Consider the following 18,240-nt stretch of genomic DNA (forward strand, 5'->3'; position numbering starts at 1 on the left):
GTGTAACCCGAGTGATAAAATCGAATGAGCCAAATAACAAAAAAGCCCACATCTCTGCGGGCTTTCTGGTAAAATCTTGTCTCTTAAAAATGAGCTCAAAGCTTCACACCACCCGTTAATTTGGGAAGTGCCACCACCAAGTAATGTTTAATGAAGCTAAAGAGTATGTCATTGTTAATCGCTGTGTTGTAACTGTGTTTAATGTCTATAGGAAAACCCAACTGGAGATTAATGTCAATTGAATATTTCTCAAAAGTCGTCAAAAAATGACAATCAGGATAAATCTCGTTTATTTATTGAGCACTTCAGCTAACTTATACTTAAAGAATTCATCAATTGGTATTATTTATTCATAAATCCAAGCAGTATTCTTATCGCTACTCTTGTACAATAAGCACATGATTACAGAGACTCTCTTGGCCGATCTTCACAGCCACACGACCGCATCAGACGGTCAATTAACACCAACAGAATTACTCACTCGCGCTATTGAAAAAGGCGTTGAGATGTTTGCAATTACTGATCATGATACTGTCGCAGGGTTAGCAGAAGCTCATCTTGCTAATCAAAGCCATGCCACACCATTATTATTAATTAATGGTTGTGAAATTTCGACTCGTTGGAATAGTTTTGATATTCATATCGTCGGATTAAACTTGGACATTACTCACTCTGGATTGTTGGGTTTTTTAACTCACCAACGGCAATTGCGTGAAGTGCGCGCCCAAGAAATTGGCGAACGTTTAGCTAAGGCTGGGATAGAAGGCGCCTATGACGGTGCAAAAGCTATTGCTGGCGATGCGGCGTTGAGTCGTGGCCATTATGCTAGATGGTTAGCCGACAATGGCCACGCATCAGATATGCCGAGCGTGTTCAAACGCTTCTTAGCACGCGGTAAAACAGGTTATGTACCCAATAATTGGGGCGACATGGCCAATGCCATAGAGCATATTCATCAAGCGGGTGGCGTTGCTGTATTAGCGCACCCTAGCGGTTACAAATTATCGGCCAAATGGCTTAAGCGCTTAGTGCGTGAATTTGCAGAGGCTGGTGGCGATGCGATTGAAGTTATTTTAGGCCAACAAACGTTGGACGACCGTAATAATCTTATCGCATTAAGTAAGCAAAATAACCTACTTGCTTCAGTGGGGAGCGACTTTCATTTCCCCAGCAATTGGATCGAGCTAGGTAAAAACTTATTCCAACCACAAGGTGTGGAATGGGTTTGGCAATCACAATATTGGACGGAAAGAGCATGAGTCAATTTTTTTATATCCATGACGAAAACCCACAAGCACGGTTAATTAATCAAGTGGTAGCGATTCTTAAACAAGGTGGGGTCATTGTTTATCCAACAGACTCGGGTTATGCATTAGGTTGTATGATTGGTGAGAAAAACGCCATGACGCGTATGGCGCGTATTCGCCAGATTGAAAACGATACAAACTTTTCATTAATGTGCCGTGATTTATCTGAACTGGCCAATTTTGCCCGTGTTGATAATCAAGCATATCGTTTATTGAAAAGTTGTACGCCTGGCCCTTACACGTTTATCTTTAAAGCGACCAAAGAAGTACCTCGTCGTTTACAATGTGACAAAAAACGCACCATAGGTATTCGTGTTCCTAATAATGTCATTGCGCTGGCGTTGCTTGAGGCATTAGATGAACCTATGATGACCACGAGTTTGGTGATGCCCAATGAGCAAATTGCCGAGTCAGATCCTGAGCATATTCGTGATATTTTAGATCATCTAGTCGATGGCATTATTCACGGTGGTTATTTACCTGAAAATCAAACGACAGTAATTGATATGTCTGAAGATGAGATGGTTATTTTACGTCAAGGCGCTGGCGATACCAGCACATTTTAATAAACGAGGGAAACCCCCGTTGATAAATCGTCAAGGATAAACATGCAAGGCAGTCAGCAAAGCCTGCCATTGGCAGTGGTTCGTGGTCAAGTTCTTGATAGCATGCCATTGGACTTGTTTATTCCGCCGGAAGCCCTAGAAGTGTTTCTTGAAACCTTCGAAGGCCCACTGGATTTGTTACTCTATTTGATCCGCAAACAAAAATTGGATGTGGTTGATTTACCCATCCAACAAATTACCCAACAATATTTACTCTATATTGAGATCCTCACCGAAGCGCGGATTGAGCTGGCAGCCGATTACCTGGTCATGGCCGCAACGTTGGCTGAAATTAAGTCACGTTTGCTGTTGCCCAAAATGGCGACGGAAGACGATGAGGAAGAAGATCCCCGTGTGGTACTTATTAGGCAATTAAAGGCTTATGAGGTGATCAAGCAAGCGGCAGCCGATATTGATGTGCTACCGCGTATTGAACGAGATGTGTTTCAGGCATCTGTTAGCGCAGCTCCCGATATTAAACCGGTGACGGTGCCACCAGAGGTTTCACTTGTAGACATTGCTCGTGCCTTTGGGGAAGTGCTCAAACGGATTGATGCCAACGAAGATCACCATGTTAAGCGCGAACAGTTATCCACGCGCGAACGTATGAGTCAAATTTTAACCAAGTTATCCAGTACTGAATACATTGGTTTTGAGTGCTTGTTCGATGTGAGTGAAGGTCGAGCCGGTGTGGTGGTGAGTTTTTTGGCATTAATGGAGCTGGTTAAAGAATTATTAGTTGAGTTAGTGCAAAATGAACCGTTTTCGCCAATTTATGTAAAAGCGTATTAATTAACGATATTCGAAGAGATCCATGAAGCCAATTAATCCTATTCAACTAAAACAACTCATAGAAGCCAGTTTATTTGTCTTAGCTAAGCCGTTGTCGGTAAAAGCCATCAAAGAAACCGTACTCGCTGATTTTAGTGTGTCGAGGACGCGTATTCAGGAAACGCTCGATGAATTACAACAAGATTATCAAGAACGTGGTGTACAACTGGTTAAAGTAGCTAGCGGCTATCGCTTCCAAACTCAAGAAATACTCAGTCCTTATCTACAACCACTGTGGCAAGAAAAAGCCCCTAAATATTCGCGGGCTACACTTGAAACCTTGGCCGTTATTGCCTATCGGCAACCCGTGACTCGTGGTGATATTGAATACATTAGAGGCGTTGCTATTAGCAGCCAGATTATTAAAAGCTTGGTCGATCGCCAGTGGATTAAAGTGGTTGGCCATAAAGAAGTGCCCGGTAAGCCAGCGTTATATGCCACTACCAGTGCATTTCTTGATTATTTTAATGTAACAAAACTTGCCGATTTACCTGCGTTAACGGATGTTGATTCTTTACATGCATTATTTAAAAAAGCCCAGTTAGCCATGGATGATATTGTTGAGCTTGATGAGACGGTTGATCTAAATGAAGCGGTTGATCTAGTCCAGATGGAGGACCTAGGTGAAAAGCATGTTGCAACGGACAGTCATACTGACAAGCATCATGACAATAGCGATACGGTTGAGGCACAAGCTGAACCAAACTCCCGCGATGCTGATAATGCTACTCAATATTAATCAATAGCTGTCTCTTCTGATAATATTTTATTATCAATTGCCGGTGGGCGACAGACACACTTTTTGCTGTGTCTATGGTGATTGATAACGGCCACTTTCGGGTAGATTATTTACTATATAATCGATAAATCGCTGATCGATGAGGCTTAAAAATCATCTTGATGGATACACAAAAAATGACACGCTAATATATGGTGGTCACTTAGCAAACAAACGCACCCGTTTGGCATGTTTAAATTCTTGCTGACAAATACGCAGCGGTAAATAACCTATACCTCGTCCAAAAAGCGAAGCCTCGTAAGCTAATTTAATACTCGTTAGTACGTGAATTACCCCGCGACTTCGCTTCGCTCTGATCACGGGGCTTCTGCAATCTAGCTTTTAACGACTAAGCTGCTTCTTTTTTCTCAGTTCCCACACCAAACTTTGATAGCTCAAAGACTTTCGTTTTAATCGATGTTTTCTGCTGAAATTTGGGGGTTACCCTGGCGACTATCCCAGTCGCCATTAAATCATTTTCGCCTGTGTTCTCGATAGACTTAGCTGCCGCTAAATCTCTGCACTGGACTAAACCGCAGCTTTCGCAGGCAAATTCTCGCACGATAAGGCCAAACTTGTGCGGGTGTTTGCATTGATAACAAATGCCTGTCGATTTCACAAACCGACCAATTTCATGGTAAATACCGCCATTCAATTCAACTTTGTATTTAGTCAGCGAAGTGATCATACCCATCACGTTATCGTTCACCATATGGCCGTTAAATTGCTGCATACCTTTCACGTTTAAATCCTCAAACACTATGATATCACTGGTCTTGGCTATCGAACATGATACTTCGTGAGCGAACGCTAGGCGTTGGCGTGAGATTTTTCCGTGAAGTGTATTTAAGCGGAATTTGGTTTTATGCCAGCAACTAGAGCCTTTTTCCCTTCGGCTCAACTGGACTTGAATTTGCTTTAGCTTTGTTGATGAACGTTTAAGAGCTTTTGGGTTTTTAACGTACCAACCGTTCGAACCTACAACCGTATGTTGGCTGTTGATGTCGTAGCCTACAATTGAATGCAAGACCCGCTTCGCGGTCTTGCATTCAACCTTTTGGGTGAGCGATACATTCCATTTAGCATGTGATAGTTGGATAGTAACAGTCTTGATTTCACTGACTAATTTACGGTGTAAAACAATCGGTACTTTGCCAATTTTCGGAATGCTGATCGCGCCATTTTCGATGCGGATGCAGTTCGAGTTATTTACACACCTAAAACTGTCATTGTGCAGTTTTTTCTGTTTGAAACTGACTTTAAACGTCGGGAATTTTTGCAACCGACTCTTAGAAAAAGAGTTTTTCAAAGCCGTATCCAGATCCCTTGCCACTTGCTGTGCAGCCGCAGAATCAAAGGATTTTAACCAAGAGAACTCTTCGAATACCTTTAACTCTTTAATTAATTTTGCCATTTCTGGATAGAACAAAAACGTTTTGTCGTACCTATAACGACGCAGATTTTCTGACAACAACAAATTCCACAACCCACGAGCATATGAGCCAAACTCAATGAGTTTGGCTTCCTGTTCTGCTGTCGGTTTGAGCCGAAAGTTGTATCTGAGCGTTTTTTTCATATACTGTATAGACTACTGTGTAGTTTGAGATAGTCAAGTGGAATACCAAACCAATTCACACTGTAAGCATCTCATTGTGCTGCACTTAATACTGGTTGTTAAATATCGAAAGCAACTACTACATGGTGAAGTTGGCGAGTTTATGAAGAGAGCTGTTCTAGATATTTCGCAGAAGTCTGACTTTTCAGTTGAAGAGATCGAAATAGATAGGGATCACATACACATTCTTTTGAGGATTTCGCCAAGATATGCTGTTGGGCAGCATGTTAGAAGAATTAAGCAGCAAACCAACAGATTAATTTGGAGTAGATATCCGAACCTTAAAAAGCAATTTTGGTTTTAGAATACTTTTTGGTCTGATGGATATTTTGCTTGCTCAGTCGGCAATGCCTCCGCTGATACAATTCGAAAATATATTCAAGAGCAAGGTTAGTTTATCGATTCATCCCCGCGACTTTCGCTACGATCGGATCACGGGGTTTTCTCGACAGATTAGATAAATCATCCTTAACCGCTCGCATAGCATCATAGGCCTGTGGCACTTCGCTAAACGTTTTACCATTAGCGAAGCGAAATAAAATCGAATTGTGTTGTTCTATAACGGCTGTCTCTAGCTTGATCCCAATAGGCTATTTAGCGATATTTTTACGCACCTTGTTCCTGTTTAATGTGGTGCGACAACCACTAATTACCCGGTTCACTGTACCATTGGCTATTACTGGCGTATCAGCAGGATTATTGATATTGGATGCGCTGTTTAGCTTTAGGGTGTTGTTTGAGTTATCGAATCTATCTGGCATGGTCATCAAAATGGCATTGTATTGGTTGCTCAAATCAATTTGAACACAAAGAAGGTAAGGACGCTGGATTTGCACGGCTTGATCCGTGTGTAAGCCGTGTTCGTCCTGTGATGATGGCGGCTATCACCACTATGTTAGGGATGATCCCATTAATCAGTGATGCCTTTTTGGGCTCTATGGTGATAACCATCATTTGGGGTTTAGGTTTTGCGTCGCGAGTAACTTTAGTGGTGTAGCTAGTCAGGTATAGCCTAGGCCCTAGTGTTTAATATTAAAGTGACTCGTTAACAGCGGCATTTCTTCGTTAATAAGTCACTTAAAGCAGCAATTTTGCGTAAGCATGACTGATATAGTTGAGAAACACTGGTATTTTTTGCTCACCAGCTCCATTCAGCGTATAATCGATGCACTTTTCTAAATTGTATGCGCTCCTTGCGGGTACAATCCTAAAAAGATAATGGAACAAGAGTTATTAACATCTTGTTTTTCATATTTAATCCTTTAAAGAGTCCGCTAATGAGTGAAAAATTGCAGAAAGTCTTGGCCCGTGCAGGCCATGGCTCCCGTCGTGAGATGGAGGCATGGATTGCTGCAGGCCGAGTTAGTGTTGACGGTGAAATATCTGGTTTAGGTGATCGTGTTGAGGCTGATGTCAAAATACGTATCGATGGCCGCGCTATTTCATTAAAATCAGCTGATGACATTGTTTGTCGTGTACTGGCATACCATAAACCTGAAGGTGAGATTTGTTCGCGCAAAGATCCTGAAGGCCGTACTACCGTGTTTGAACGTTTACCTAAAGTGCGTGATGCTCGCTGGGTTGCGGTAGGTCGTTTAGACATTAACACTTCAGGGTTACTATTATTTACCTGTGATGGTGAGTTAGCTAACCGTTTAATGCATCCGTCGAATGAAGTAGAGCGTGAATACGCTGTGCGTACCTTTGGTGAAGTGTCAGATGTCGCAGTACAGCGTTTACGTAATGGTGTGCCCTTAGAAGATGGTCCAGCAAAGTTTGACAGCATCAAACCTGCTGGTGGCGAAGGTATCAACCAATGGTGGCATGTGACCCTGAGTGAAGGGCGTAATCGTGAAGTCCGTCGTTTGTGGGAATCGCAAGAAGTGCAAGTCAGCCGTTTGATCCGCGTGCGCTATGGCATGGTTGAATTACCAAAGACCTTACCCCGTGGTGGCTGGATCGAGCTGACTATTGACCAAGTAAACTACTTACGTAAACTTGCCGGTTTAGAAGCTGAAACCCGTTCAATTTTAGGTACCGACAAACACAGTGTTGCGCGTTCTAAAGTTAAAAGCGCTAAAATCCGCCGTGCAGTGCGTAAGCATAAAGTGGTCGGTAACCATGGAAAACCAAGTCGTCAGCGTAGCTAATGTCTTGATTTAGGTTAATGTGAATAAGGTCGCGGATGCGGCCTTTTTTTGTGGTTTGTTTAACGGACAATTATTTTTTCTTATCCTACTTGTCAAAAAAAATTCTCAGATATGATCCACAAAATTTACGATCTCTTATGCGTAATTTGACGATTTATGTGCAGTGGTATTTATGTTGATTATCAGGAATTTATGAAAAAATTATTGTCAGGTTTATTAGTATTATGTTTAGTGGCTTGTGCATCAGTACCTAGCTGGCAAGGCATGTCTGAGCGTGAGATTAGTCAATGGAAAGCCATCGGCTTTGATTCGACCCAAGCGCAAAACTGGCGTGTAAGGGGCTTTGGACCTGCTGAATCTGATGGTTGGATAAAAGCTAACTTCAATTTAGACACCGCAACCATTTGGGCTAAAGAATCATTTAATGTTGATGAAGCACAAGTGTGGAGCGAAGCAGGCTTTGAGATTGAAGAAGCCGTGACTAATCGTAGCAAGGGCTTAACCCCAGTGAGAGCCAACTAATCAGATGTCTGTGCTAAACACTTTGTTTTGTTGGATTTTACATCGGATTGGCGTTTTTTGAAGCGTTCAGTTCGATGTGATCAATGTTTTAGTTGCTTGGCCAAAAAAAATCAGTAAAGTGTGCTTCAAGTTAAGCGGGAGGCTAAAGCCGCTCAGTTTATCTTATGTAAAACAAATTAAGTGAGTTGATGTTTTTCTATCAAAGCACACTAAGTTTGCCCGAGTGGTGGAATCGGTAGACACAAGGGATTTAAAATCCCTCGCTGAATAAGCGTGCCAGTTCAAGTCTGGCCTCGGGTACCATTATAATCTCTAGCAATAGAGAGTGGTGTAAAAAAGCCTCAACATTAGTTGGGGCTTTTTTATGTCTGAAATTTAGGCTGAAGAGTAAGGTCAAAGATAAAATCCCTCGCGCTCTTGTTGAACATCAGGCGTGCCACTCTCTGTTATCAAGAATAGTCTGGCCTCGGGCACCTTTATAATCTCTAGCAATAGAGAGTGGTGTAAAAAAGCCTCAACATTAGTTGGGGCTTTTTTATGTCTGAAATTTAGGCTGAAGAGTAAGGTCAAAGATAAAATCCCTCGCGCTCTTGTTGAACATCAGGCGTGCCACTCTCTGTTATCAAGAATAGTCTGGCCTCGGGTACCATTATAACCTCTAGCAATAGAGAGTGGTGTAAAAAAGCCTCAACATTAGTTGGGGCTTTTTTATGTCTGAAATTTAGGCTGAAGAGTAAGGTCAAAGATAAAATCCCGCGCTCTTGTTGAACATCAGGCGTGCCACTCTCTGTTATCAAGAATAGTCTGGCCTCGGGCACCATTATAATCTCTAGCAATAGAGAGTGGTGTAAAAAAGCCTCAACATTAGTTGGGGCTTTTTTACGTCTGGAATTTGGAAATTTGGTTGTAATGGTAACAAGCGTTAGAACGGTGAGAGTGATAAAAGCGAACAAGCCTAGGTACTAGAACGGACTTCGTCCTGCTAGTTCGCTACGCGGCTATAAGAGCGGGTAAGGTCTGAATGCTGCAGTTATAGTCTAGCTGCTAAGCACTCTAGCACTCTAGCACTCTAGCACTTAGGCTCTGAATGTCTAACGTTGGCTTCAGTAAGCCCAGCATTCAACCGTCTTCCCGCTACTGCTGCAGTTATAGTCTCTAGCACCTTGATTTAACGGTTAAGTGTTGATTAAGGTTTTTAAAGCCGGTGATGCTTTAAAGCTAGGTTGATTAAATCCGTCAATGTCTATTGTTTCACCTGTTTGTGGATTACGCCCTAATTTGGGTAAATAAAAACGCAGTTCGAATGTGCCAAATTGGGGAATGTAAATCTTCTCGCCTTCAGTAAGCCCTTGATGAATCACCGCTAAAATTTGCTCTAATTGCGGCTTAACTTGGTTTTGTGGGATGGCCAATTGTATTGCCATTGATTGAATGAGTTGTTTTTTATTCATAAGAGTCTCACAGTTATTATCTGAATGCTGGCTTAAGTACCCGCTAACGTCCCTTATAACAACTCAGGATTAACCTTCATAGCAACTTGATGATAACCGCATGCTAATTGGTTATTTTTTATAATGTTGCTTGATATATGTACACTAAGGTAACGCTTTGGTATTAAGTTTTGTTGCTCAGATGTATCTGTTATTCAATCCTGCTCAACATTTGCCATACTGGAATAGTGGTTTAAGAGTATGCTCAGTCATTACGTTATGCTGTTTATATGCAGTAATATCGTTAACGGGTTTGGCTAACACCTCATGGTCATTTGCAAATGTGCCCATGAGTGTTAACAAGGGTTGTTTTCATTATTCATGGGATTAAGAAACCATATTGAGTAATAGTCGGTGTCCGTTATATCGATTTTTAAACTTTATTAATAGGCTGATTGCGATAAGAGTATGCCTTAGCGTAGAGATAAAAGTGTGATGGGGAAGAACATGAACAGTGGTTTAGGCTTTGTGAGGGGATATAAGTGCGTAGCATGGCTACTGTTATTTATTTCGCTGTTTTTGTCGGCGAATGCACGAAGTGAATTTGATAACTTAACACAAAACCTTTTACTTCAGTATCTTGCAGAACCGACATTAGAACGTGAACAGTATTTAACGACGCTACAAGCGGGCACAATATCTGAGCAACTAGAGTCTGTCGATATGATTCAGTTATCTGTCGCTGATTTTTGGCGTCAAAAAAATGTGCCGTTATCTTTTGATAAGCTCAACTCAGGAGCCAGTATTGTTGAGAAGAATATTAGCTTAGAGCCTGAAGTCGATGATTATCTTTGGGTTGTTAATTACCTTCGTAAACTTATATGGTTATCGCAAACACAATCATGGCCAGCTATTGAACCTGGTGGTTTGTTACGCCTAGGTGATGGTCATCAAAGCATTAAACTGATTAGTCAACGGTTATGGTTGCTAGGCGACGCTATTGAGTATGCTGCTGATGAAGTGGTCTATAAAGAAGACCTAGCGCAAAGCGTTAAACGATTTCAAGCCCGTCACGGCTTAACACCTGATTCGGTTATCGGGCCAAAAACGTTATTTTGGTTAAATCAAACACCATTAGCGCGCGGCCACTTATTGGCAAAAAGTTTTGTGGAAAAAACCGCTTATTCAAGCCAATTATCTCAACCATATTTATTGATCAATATTCCTGCTTTCAACATGGTGTTAGTAGAAGATAATCAAGTGGTACTGCAATCGAAAGTGATTGTGGGTAAGTCGTATAGGCAAACACCAGTCATGCAGGGTAATATTTCAAATATCGTACTTAATCCCACTTGGACAGTACCGAGACAGATATTACGCAAAGATGTGTTGCCTCTAATTCATAAAGACGGCCATTATTTAGCTAAAAAAAAGTTTGATGTGTTTGATTATGAAGGTCACCTAGTTGAGAAAAGTGCACAGCAATGGCAGGAGGCTGCCGTAGGGCGGTTTCCTTATCGGGTTGTTCAACGCCCGGGGACATTTAATTCGCTAGGGCGGTATAAATTCCATTTTAAGAACGATCTAGATGTATATCTACATGACACGCCTAATCCTGAATTATATCGCCAATCTCAACGGGCTTTGTCATCGGGGTGTGTGCGGATTGAAAAAGTACAACTGTTAGCGGATTGGTTTGCACGATATTTGATCATTGATAAGCGCATTTGGAACCGAATGCAATTAAATTACGATAAAACTCAGTGGTTTGCGCTATCTGCTACTTTACCTGTGCATTTGGTTTACTGGCGAGCTTGGGTTGATGATGAACATGTGGCTCAGTATCGGGATGATATTTATGATGTCGATTCCGTTGACGTTATGAGTTTGATTGGCCAACATGCTATTTTTACCGATAAAGTGATCACACAGTAATAATGAAGTAAAGTTAATCACTATGCTAAGGCATTGACCTATCTCACAGATTAGTCTTTATTTGCACATTTACTGTGCAAGATAAAATGACCAGACTTGCAATTATTGTCATTAATGTTTAATTTACTCACCAGTTGGGCAAAAAACCAACAATTCTCAATGTTCAATTCTCAGTATTAAATTATAGAGAAATTAATTAGACATAAACTGTGTTCAATAACATGGTTAACTCCCGAAGATGTAGATTATAGTGGTGTGTAAATGACAGTAGAGTGCCTAACTCGTCGGCAGTTATTATTAGGCTTAAGCGGCGCCGCAGTGGTAACTCTGTTACCTAATACCGCTCAAGCAAGTCGTTCAACTCATGGTGTTAAAGATTTACGTTTTTATAACCTCCATACCGGTGAAAGAAGTCAGGGGAGTTTTTGGGTTGATGGCCAATATCAATCTGAGACACTGATTGAATTTAATCAAGTATTACGTGATCACCGCCAAAATATCGCCGCGCCTATTGATAAAAGATTATTTGAATATTTGTATAAATTACAGACTACATTAGATAATCATGATGAAATTAATGTTATCTCGGCTTATCGCTCACCCAAAACAAATCAAATGCTCGCATCGCGAAGTAACGGTGTTGCTAAGAAAAGTTTCCACATGAAAGGGATGGCGATGGATATTGCTTTACCCGGTGTGTCGACTAAACATTTACGAGATGCAGCGCTTTCTCTAAAGTTAGGTGGGGTGGGGTTTTACCCTCGCGATGGATTTGTACATGTTGATTGTGGCCCCGTGAGGCATTGGGGTTAATTAATCTGCTTGTGGGCTGTTGGTGATTGTGGTAACATCCGCGCGCTTTATTTGAGTCATCGTTGGTCGAAAATGGTGACGCCTTCATACTTTATTAATTATTAAGTGAGTGACTAATGTCTTACACAATCAATGCAGAAACCCGCACAGAAATCGGGAAAGGTTCGAGCCGCCGCCTACGTCATGCAGATCAAGTTCCTGCAGTAATCTATGGTCCAGGTAAAGAGCCTATATCAATCAAGTTTGCACACAAAGACATCATTAATATTCAATCAAATGATGACTTTTATACAACTGATTTAACCATCTCTATAGACGGTAAAGAAGTTAGCGTTCGTGTAAAAGCTATTCAACGTCATGCATTCAAACAATTGATTGAACATATCGACTTCATGTTTGTTTAATTGCTGAGTTGAAAAAAAGCGCCTAAGGGCGCTTTTTTTGTGACTGAATTTTTTCGCTAAATTCTATAATTACGCTAAACGCTAAACGCTAATCGATTTCGAAACTATAGTAGATATCCAATGATTGACTTAAGGTACTCGAGACACTTTCTAAATACAATTGTGAAAATAAATAATATCGCACGGTCATTTCATAACCGGGGTTAAATACTCCCACACCATACTTAATCATTAAGTCTTCGCCAACATAACCACTCACGGCCACTTTACCATCATCGTTGGTATCAAGTTGTACGTTGGAAAAACCAAATTTTTCAACCAGCCCCGTAGCAGTACTGCCAATGCTATTCATTGCTCCACCATCAAATTGAGAGCCTAAACTGAGTGCAGCACCCATCATTAATGAGTTGCTTTGTTGGTTGGTTGTACTGGTAAAGCCTTTACCCGTCAAAATATAAGATAAAACCTCAGCTTGCTCTTTCGCGGGGTTAGAGAATAAGGTGACAACTGGACGCATTGGTGTGCCAGTGACTCGAACTCCTGCAGTTATATTGCTGTCTTTAATGTCTCTTGTTGCTTCTATATTCAGGTTTGGCAATGCTGTCGGACCAACAAATTGGACTTCACCGGTATCAATACTTAAGGTTTGTCCCATAAACTTATAGGTACCTTTATTGACTTTGATATCACCAAATAGCATGGGAGGCTTAAAAGCTTGCTGCTGTAGTACAAGATCACCTCCTAGCTTCCCCTTAAGACCCATACCATCGATGGTAAGGTTTTTACCCACACTGATATTTAGATCGGCCGTAACGGCGTAAGGACTGGTTTTAACCATTTTGTCAGAAACGGAATCGTTAAATACCACATCGTTTGATACCGCAACGCCTCCTTCTGCTAATTGAGAGATTTTTATTTGTCCTGATGGCACGTTGACGTTGCCTTTTATCGCAAACAGTTGCTCATCAAAGGTGATATTAATATCTGGAGAGACATTTAAGATTGCTATAGGTGGTTGGATAACAGCTAAATTAGTGCCTTTGATATCAATATCACCACTAAATTTTCCTTGTGGCCAATCGAGGGTCCCTTGAGCGCTCACTTGTCCGTCACCCATATGCCATTGGCCATTGAGTTGTCCTTGTTGGCCTTCTAATGCCAGTGACAAGTAGATTTTATCGATCAATGTTGGATTGGTTGATAAGGAAAATGCACCGTCGTTGAGTTTAATATTACCCGATACACTAGGATCCATAAGGGTGCCGGATAGGCTTAATTGACTGGATAAAATGCCTTCTAAGGTTTCGATCCTAGGGAAGAACTCTCCAAAAGGAGCCAGATTCAGTTCATTAACATTGATCGTACCTTGTAAGGTGCGATCAGGAGTGATGTTGACACTCAATTGACTTTGCCAACTGGCGATGCCGGACGAATCAAAACTTAATGAAGTATTAATTTGTTTTTCATCGAGAGAGGCTTGTAATAATAACTGCTGGTAGTCGATGCTAATGGTATTATTTTTGGTACGGCTAAGCTTAATGTTACCTGGCAAGAGCGTAAACTGAACATTGGCAGTGGGCTTTTTACCTTTAGCCCAATTAACTTGAGTGGTTAATGCCGCTTCACCGTGCCAGGTAATTTTTTTAGACAACATCGGTGCTAATGATTTACCTGGGTTACCGGTAAATGTCATATTGGCTTGGCCAGTGTGACCCAAATTAACATCATTGATTAAACATAATTTATTGTGGGGATGCACTAAGCAAAAACGGCCCACGCTGCCACGATGATTAAGTTGATCCCAACTGGCAGTAATTTGTTTATCTTGTTGCCATTGTCCAAGAGCATTACTGATCCTGAATTCTGTTAATGTGGCATTGAACTGTTGTTTATCGATATTGCTACTACTGGTCATTTGAGTGTTGATGACCACATCACCTTGAGTATTGAGCTTACTTTGTTGTTGATGTTGATTGCCTTCACTGAAGAATGCGATATCCGTCAGTTTATAGCTGTCCCATACGAGATTAGTATTATGCAGTTCAATCCAATACTTGTGCTGCGCATAGGGGTGGTAATTGGCGCGTAAATCAAGGCTGTCAATTTTACTGCCTTGGTAACTGAATTGGCTGATTTTTGCATTAATATCAACTATTGGGTCTGCACTATTGCCGGTTACATCAACTTTAGCAAAGATATTACCGCGGCCACCTTTTAGCCATTGGCTAACATCGGGCACGCTAAGTTCGGCAGCGATGTTCCAGGCTTTGTTGGCTTGGCCATTGATGACTAACTGAGCCCCTAGTGCATTTGCTTGAAGATTGGTCGCATTAATAGCAAGCTCTTGATTTAATGAAATATCACCTTGTAAATTCAATGGATAACCATTTAAATATCCTGTTAAGTTCGCATCTTGGACTGCCACTTGCCATTGTTTATCAGCGATGGTGCCACTGCTGTTAAAACGGCCACCGAATTTACTTTTGATGGAGGTTTGCTGATTAATATAATCAATGTATTGCAATTGAATAGCGTCGGTAAGCACATTGGCTTGCCATGTTATTTTATCTCGATATGACAGCTGTCCTGTCAGATCTATATTGCCAGCAACTGATTGGAGATTAAGTTTATTAATGGTCAGTTTTTGCTTACGATTAACGACATCTGCAATAATAGCCAAAGCAGGGTGGTAAGGCGTGGTCAGTTGCCCTTCAAACTGCGCCACTTGGTCTTTAATATTACCTTGACTGGTAAAACGGCTAATATTGCTGGTGTACTGCGGATTTTTTAGCGGCCACTGTAATGCGGCGTCGGTAAGCGTTACTTGGTAATCAAGCGCTGCTGTGGTGAGATTCATTTCAGCGGCAAGATTAAAATGAGTATCGCCCTTAGCAATAGCGTTGATATTTAACCGACTTAAGTCTTGGGTGAGATCCAGCTGGAGTTGTTGTTTAAGCCCCGGCAATTCAGGTAGATTATCGACATTGGCAACGAGCTTTAATGTGAGTGGATAATGGTCGAGTAAAGCTATTTCCCCCGTAACACTCACATCACCATCATTGTGTTGAATATCCAGTTGGGTTATTCCAAGTTGAAATTGACGAAAACTGGCGGCTAACGCGATATGGCTAAAATGGTCGGTACGTTTACCGATAATGAGCTGACTTTCAGTGGCATTAAATTGCCTAACATTGACAGGAAAAGGCATAAATACTTGTGGCAAATTAGCCAGTGGCCATGAAACTGCTTTGGCGTCAGCAGTTTGATTAGTCGCTTTGTTATCTGCTTGATGATTGGTTTGGCTTGCTGATGTTGTATCAGGAATATTGACGATTAGCCCTTGGCTTGTGAGTGATTCAACCACAAGCCCTGTGCTATTCCAGATGGCTTGAGTCGTTAAATTATCGGCATAAAATGTCATGTTATTCACATCAACAGTAACGTGTGCCAATTGAGCGTGGCTAAGGCTAATGTCAAAGGGTAATTCAAGCTCGGTAAAAGGGTCTTCGATATCACCTGTTTCATTAGCGTTTGTAGATACTGGAATTTTATCGCTGACAATATTTACATCAATGCTCGATGCAACGAGATTTGTCACACAAATTTGTCTGTTAATCAAACAGGTAGGCAGCCATCCTAATGATAAATTTTCTGCATTGACACTGATCCCTGGCATTGACCACGACACGTGATGCAAAGTGAGTTCACCATTTAAGGTGCCAGAGGCATACTCAACGTCAACATCGCTGACAAATTGATTGACTAGTATGACTCCCATTCTACTGCCAAATGGGGTGCCGATAATGATGGCAAACAGCATCAATAACACCAAAGGGACATAGATGAGTATTCGGGTATAAAGCTTAACACTGCGCCAAATTCTTGCCGATAGGCCGGTTGATCTGTTTACTTTTTTATGACTAGGCTTGAGTGATTCCTCTGATTGAGTATTTTGCTCGTTATTTTGCAAAAGACTTTGCTCAGTATGTTTATCTATCATAAATCTGTTCCCATGGTTAAATGGAAACGATATGAACGTGCGACCGTCTCGGTTTCTTTTAAGCCAAAACCTAAGTCCATTCTAATTGGACCAATGGGTGATATCCAGTGCACTCCACCGCCAACAGATACAACAGGTTCAAATTGCTGAGTATCAAAAGCATTGCCAGCATCGACAAAGGTCGCGACGCGCCAGGTTGGAGTGAGATAGTATTGATATTCTACACTACCAATGGCTAAATAGCGTCCGCCGACGACCTGTCGAGATAAGCCTCCTTCGCTGTTGATATAGTCAATATAAGGCCCTAATTCTTGATAACTGTAACCCCGTATACTTTGGTCGCCACCGGCGAAATAACGTAACGATGGTGGAATATTGTCAATATCATTTTTATCAACAATATTGGCCGCTAAGTCCATTCTGGCGACAAACCTGTGCTTATCAAATAGAGTATCAACCCATTTAAATCTGGCTTGTAAATGGACAAGACGAATGGTGGAGCCTAAGGAAGGATCAGCGTATTCAAGGCTATAAGTTTGACGATAACCTGACTTGGGATCGAGGCTATTATCACCACGAACGGTTTTTGTGAGGTTGTAACCCAATAAATAAAAACGTGGGTCGAAATCTGTATCGAGTTGATTATAGAATTCTCTAATAGACTCAACTGAATAACCATGTAACCAATTGCTTTTAGAGCGCCGTTGACGGGTTAATCCAACCAAGTACTTTCTAGACTCTAGTTGACCGGTATTATTAAATTGACGTTTTTCAGCGTCATAATCTTGGGTGACACCATATGTGTCACGTAATATTCCTAGTTTTATTTTTAGTTGATCATCCAAAGGGTGGGTTAATGGAATAGTATAAGTCGTCAAAATTTTAGGTCGTTCAGGAGACCACTCTGCACTGGTTTCTTGATTATGGCCATAGCGATTTATTTGCGGCGTGCGCCAAGTGACTCGCACGCGAGGATCGACACTGTTTTCAGTACTGTTACCGATATCAGCACCTAAACCTACTCCAATAAGATGACTAGGGCGTGGACTTAACTGAACGTTAATGGGCACTACCCCAGTATCAATTTTATCTAATTGTGGTAATACTTTAATGTTACTGAAGTAACCTGTGTTTAATAAATTGCGATTAAACTCAGTTAATAGCTGTGTGGCGTAAGGCGCATCAGCATCAAAAGGAATTAATGATTCAACAATGTCATCATTGAGAGTACTGCCTTCAAAGTGAACATCACCAAATAAATAGCGCTTACCAGAATTAAACAGTAGGTTAATTTGGGCGGTATTTAAGTCACGATTAATGTTGATTTCTGATTTGGTGTATTGACCATCAAAATATCCTCTTGCCAGCGCTAACGTGATTAACTGTGATTTTATCGAATCATAGACACCGTGGTTTAAGGTATCACCAGGCTTAATTTTTAGACTGTTTAGCCAGAGTGAAAAGGTATTATCTTGGAGCATGTCACCTTGAAAATTAATATCCACCCATTGAATAATGACTGGTTCGCCTGGGGTTATATTGAGGCTTAACTCCCAAGGACCTTTATCATTTTCTTTAACATCAATATCTAAAATTGCATGGTAGTAGCCCATGGATTCAAGGGCGTCATGGGTGTTATCGTCAACGGTAAATAAAAATGCACGCCGTTGAACATCGTTGTCTGGCAAGGTGCCTAAATGAGCAAAAATGTTCTTTTCAATTTTTTTCGGCACGCCGGTAACGTTAATCGTTAACCAATTTTCGTCGGCCAGCACAAAGCCTGACATCAGTAAGGTCAACGAAAGTAATAGGAATTGGCTGATTTTAAGGCGTTTTGTCGACAAGTTAAG

13 protein-coding genes, 1 tRNA gene and 2 pseudogenes are annotated in these 18,240 nt (G+C 41.3%); 12 read left to right on the top strand and 4 right to left on the bottom strand.

From position 1 onward, the window contains the following. The first annotated feature begins 398 nt into the window (after nucleotides 1–398). The 4 genes from rnm to scpB are packed head-to-tail and all read left to right on the top strand — an operon-like array spanning nucleotide 399 to nucleotide 3,482. Nucleotides 399–1,259: an RNase RNM gene (rnm, locus tag EGC80_RS13560; RefSeq protein ID WP_124014168.1), complete on the top strand. Its 861-nt coding sequence runs from the start codon at nucleotides 399–401 to the stop codon at nucleotides 1,257–1,259. Next, a complete protein-coding gene (locus tag EGC80_RS13565) occupies nucleotides 1,256–1,873 on the top strand; it encodes an L-threonylcarbamoyladenylate synthase (RefSeq protein WP_101030476.1) in 618 nt (205 codons plus the stop codon). The genes rnm and EGC80_RS13565 overlap by 4 nt, the downstream gene beginning before the upstream one ends. Before the next feature lie 42 nt (nucleotides 1,874–1,915). Next, nucleotides 1,916–2,704, top strand: coding sequence for a segregation and condensation protein A (locus EGC80_RS13570; protein ID WP_124014167.1), 789 nt, complete (start codon nucleotides 1,916–1,918; stop codon nucleotides 2,702–2,704). A 22-nt stretch (nucleotides 2,705–2,726) separates the two neighbouring features. Further along, complete coding sequence (gene scpB / locus EGC80_RS13575; RefSeq protein WP_124014166.1) at nucleotides 2,727–3,482, top strand: SMC-Scp complex subunit ScpB; 756 nt, start codon at nucleotides 2,727–2,729, stop codon at nucleotides 3,480–3,482. A 388-nt stretch (nucleotides 3,483–3,870) separates the two neighbouring features. On the opposite strand, the gene EGC80_RS13580 is transcribed toward scpB, so the two are convergent. Then, on the bottom strand, nucleotides 3,871–5,097 hold the full coding sequence (locus tag EGC80_RS13580; RefSeq protein ID WP_124693487.1) for an RNA-guided endonuclease InsQ/TnpB family protein: 1,227 nt from the start codon (nucleotides 5,095–5,097) through the stop codon (nucleotides 3,871–3,873). Between the two features lie 37 nt (nucleotides 5,098–5,134). Here EGC80_RS13580 and tnpA point away from each other — a divergent pair. The 5 genes and pseudogenes from tnpA (at nucleotide 5,135) to EGC80_RS13605 (ending at nucleotide 8,111) form a co-directional block, all read left to right on the top strand. Next, nucleotides 5,135–5,530: pseudogene (tnpA, locus tag EGC80_RS13585) on the top strand (IS200/IS605 family transposase). A gap of 167 nt (nucleotides 5,531–5,697) precedes the next feature. Continuing rightward, nucleotides 5,698–6,133: pseudogene (locus tag EGC80_RS13590) on the top strand (efflux RND transporter permease subunit); the annotation flags it as partial. 280 nt (nucleotides 6,134–6,413) lie between these two features. Beyond that, nucleotides 6,414–7,286: a 23S rRNA pseudouridine(2605) synthase RluB gene (rluB, locus tag EGC80_RS13595; protein WP_101030484.1), complete on the top strand. Its 873-nt coding sequence runs from the start codon at nucleotides 6,414–6,416 to the stop codon at nucleotides 7,284–7,286. Nucleotides 7,287–7,478: 192 nt separating this feature from the next. Continuing rightward, on the top strand, nucleotides 7,479–7,808 hold the full coding sequence (locus EGC80_RS13600; protein WP_101030488.1) for a hypothetical protein: 330 nt from the start codon (nucleotides 7,479–7,481) through the stop codon (nucleotides 7,806–7,808). A gap of 217 nt (nucleotides 7,809–8,025) precedes the next feature. After that, nucleotides 8,026–8,111 (top strand) — tRNA-Leu (locus EGC80_RS13605). An 872-nt stretch (nucleotides 8,112–8,983) separates the two neighbouring features. Here EGC80_RS13605 and EGC80_RS13610 read toward each other — a convergent pair. Continuing rightward, complete coding sequence (locus EGC80_RS13610; RefSeq protein ID WP_101030490.1) at nucleotides 8,984–9,259, bottom strand: HU family DNA-binding protein; 276 nt, start codon at nucleotides 9,257–9,259, stop codon at nucleotides 8,984–8,986. 486 nt (nucleotides 9,260–9,745) lie between these two features. Between EGC80_RS13610 and EGC80_RS13615 the strand changes: the two genes are divergently transcribed. The 3 genes from EGC80_RS13615 (at nucleotide 9,746) to rplY (ending at nucleotide 12,390) form a co-directional block, all read left to right on the top strand. Next, complete coding sequence (locus tag EGC80_RS13615) at nucleotides 9,746–11,173, top strand: L,D-transpeptidase family protein (protein WP_124014107.1); 1,428 nt, start codon at nucleotides 9,746–9,748, stop codon at nucleotides 11,171–11,173. 261 nt (nucleotides 11,174–11,434) lie between these two features. Next, nucleotides 11,435–11,986, top strand: coding sequence for a DUF882 domain-containing protein (locus EGC80_RS13620; protein WP_101030497.1), 552 nt, complete (start codon nucleotides 11,435–11,437; stop codon nucleotides 11,984–11,986). A 116-nt stretch (nucleotides 11,987–12,102) separates the two neighbouring features. Next, the gene (gene rplY, locus EGC80_RS13625) at nucleotides 12,103–12,390 is read left to right on the top strand and encodes a 50S ribosomal protein L25 (RefSeq protein ID WP_101030500.1); all 288 of its coding nucleotides are present in this window, start codon (nucleotides 12,103–12,105) and stop codon (nucleotides 12,388–12,390) included. 88 nt (nucleotides 12,391–12,478) lie between these two features. Here the strand turns inward: rplY and tamB are convergent, their stop codons facing one another. Together tamB and EGC80_RS13635 are read right to left on the bottom strand one after the other, a co-directional pair. After that, complete coding sequence (tamB, locus tag EGC80_RS13630) at nucleotides 12,479–16,390, bottom strand: autotransporter assembly complex protein TamB (protein ID WP_124014106.1); 3,912 nt, start codon at nucleotides 16,388–16,390, stop codon at nucleotides 12,479–12,481. Further along, the gene (locus EGC80_RS13635; protein WP_124014108.1) at nucleotides 16,387–18,177 is read right to left on the bottom strand and encodes an autotransporter assembly complex protein TamA; all 1,791 of its coding nucleotides are present in this window, start codon (nucleotides 18,175–18,177) and stop codon (nucleotides 16,387–16,389) included. The genes tamB and EGC80_RS13635 overlap by 4 nt, the downstream gene beginning before the upstream one ends. Between the last annotated feature and the right edge of the window lie 63 nt (nucleotides 18,178–18,240).

Source organism: Shewanella psychromarinicola, from assembly GCF_003855155.1.
In the GTDB taxonomy this organism is placed as follows: domain Bacteria; phylum Pseudomonadota; class Gammaproteobacteria; order Enterobacterales; family Shewanellaceae; genus Shewanella; species Shewanella psychromarinicola.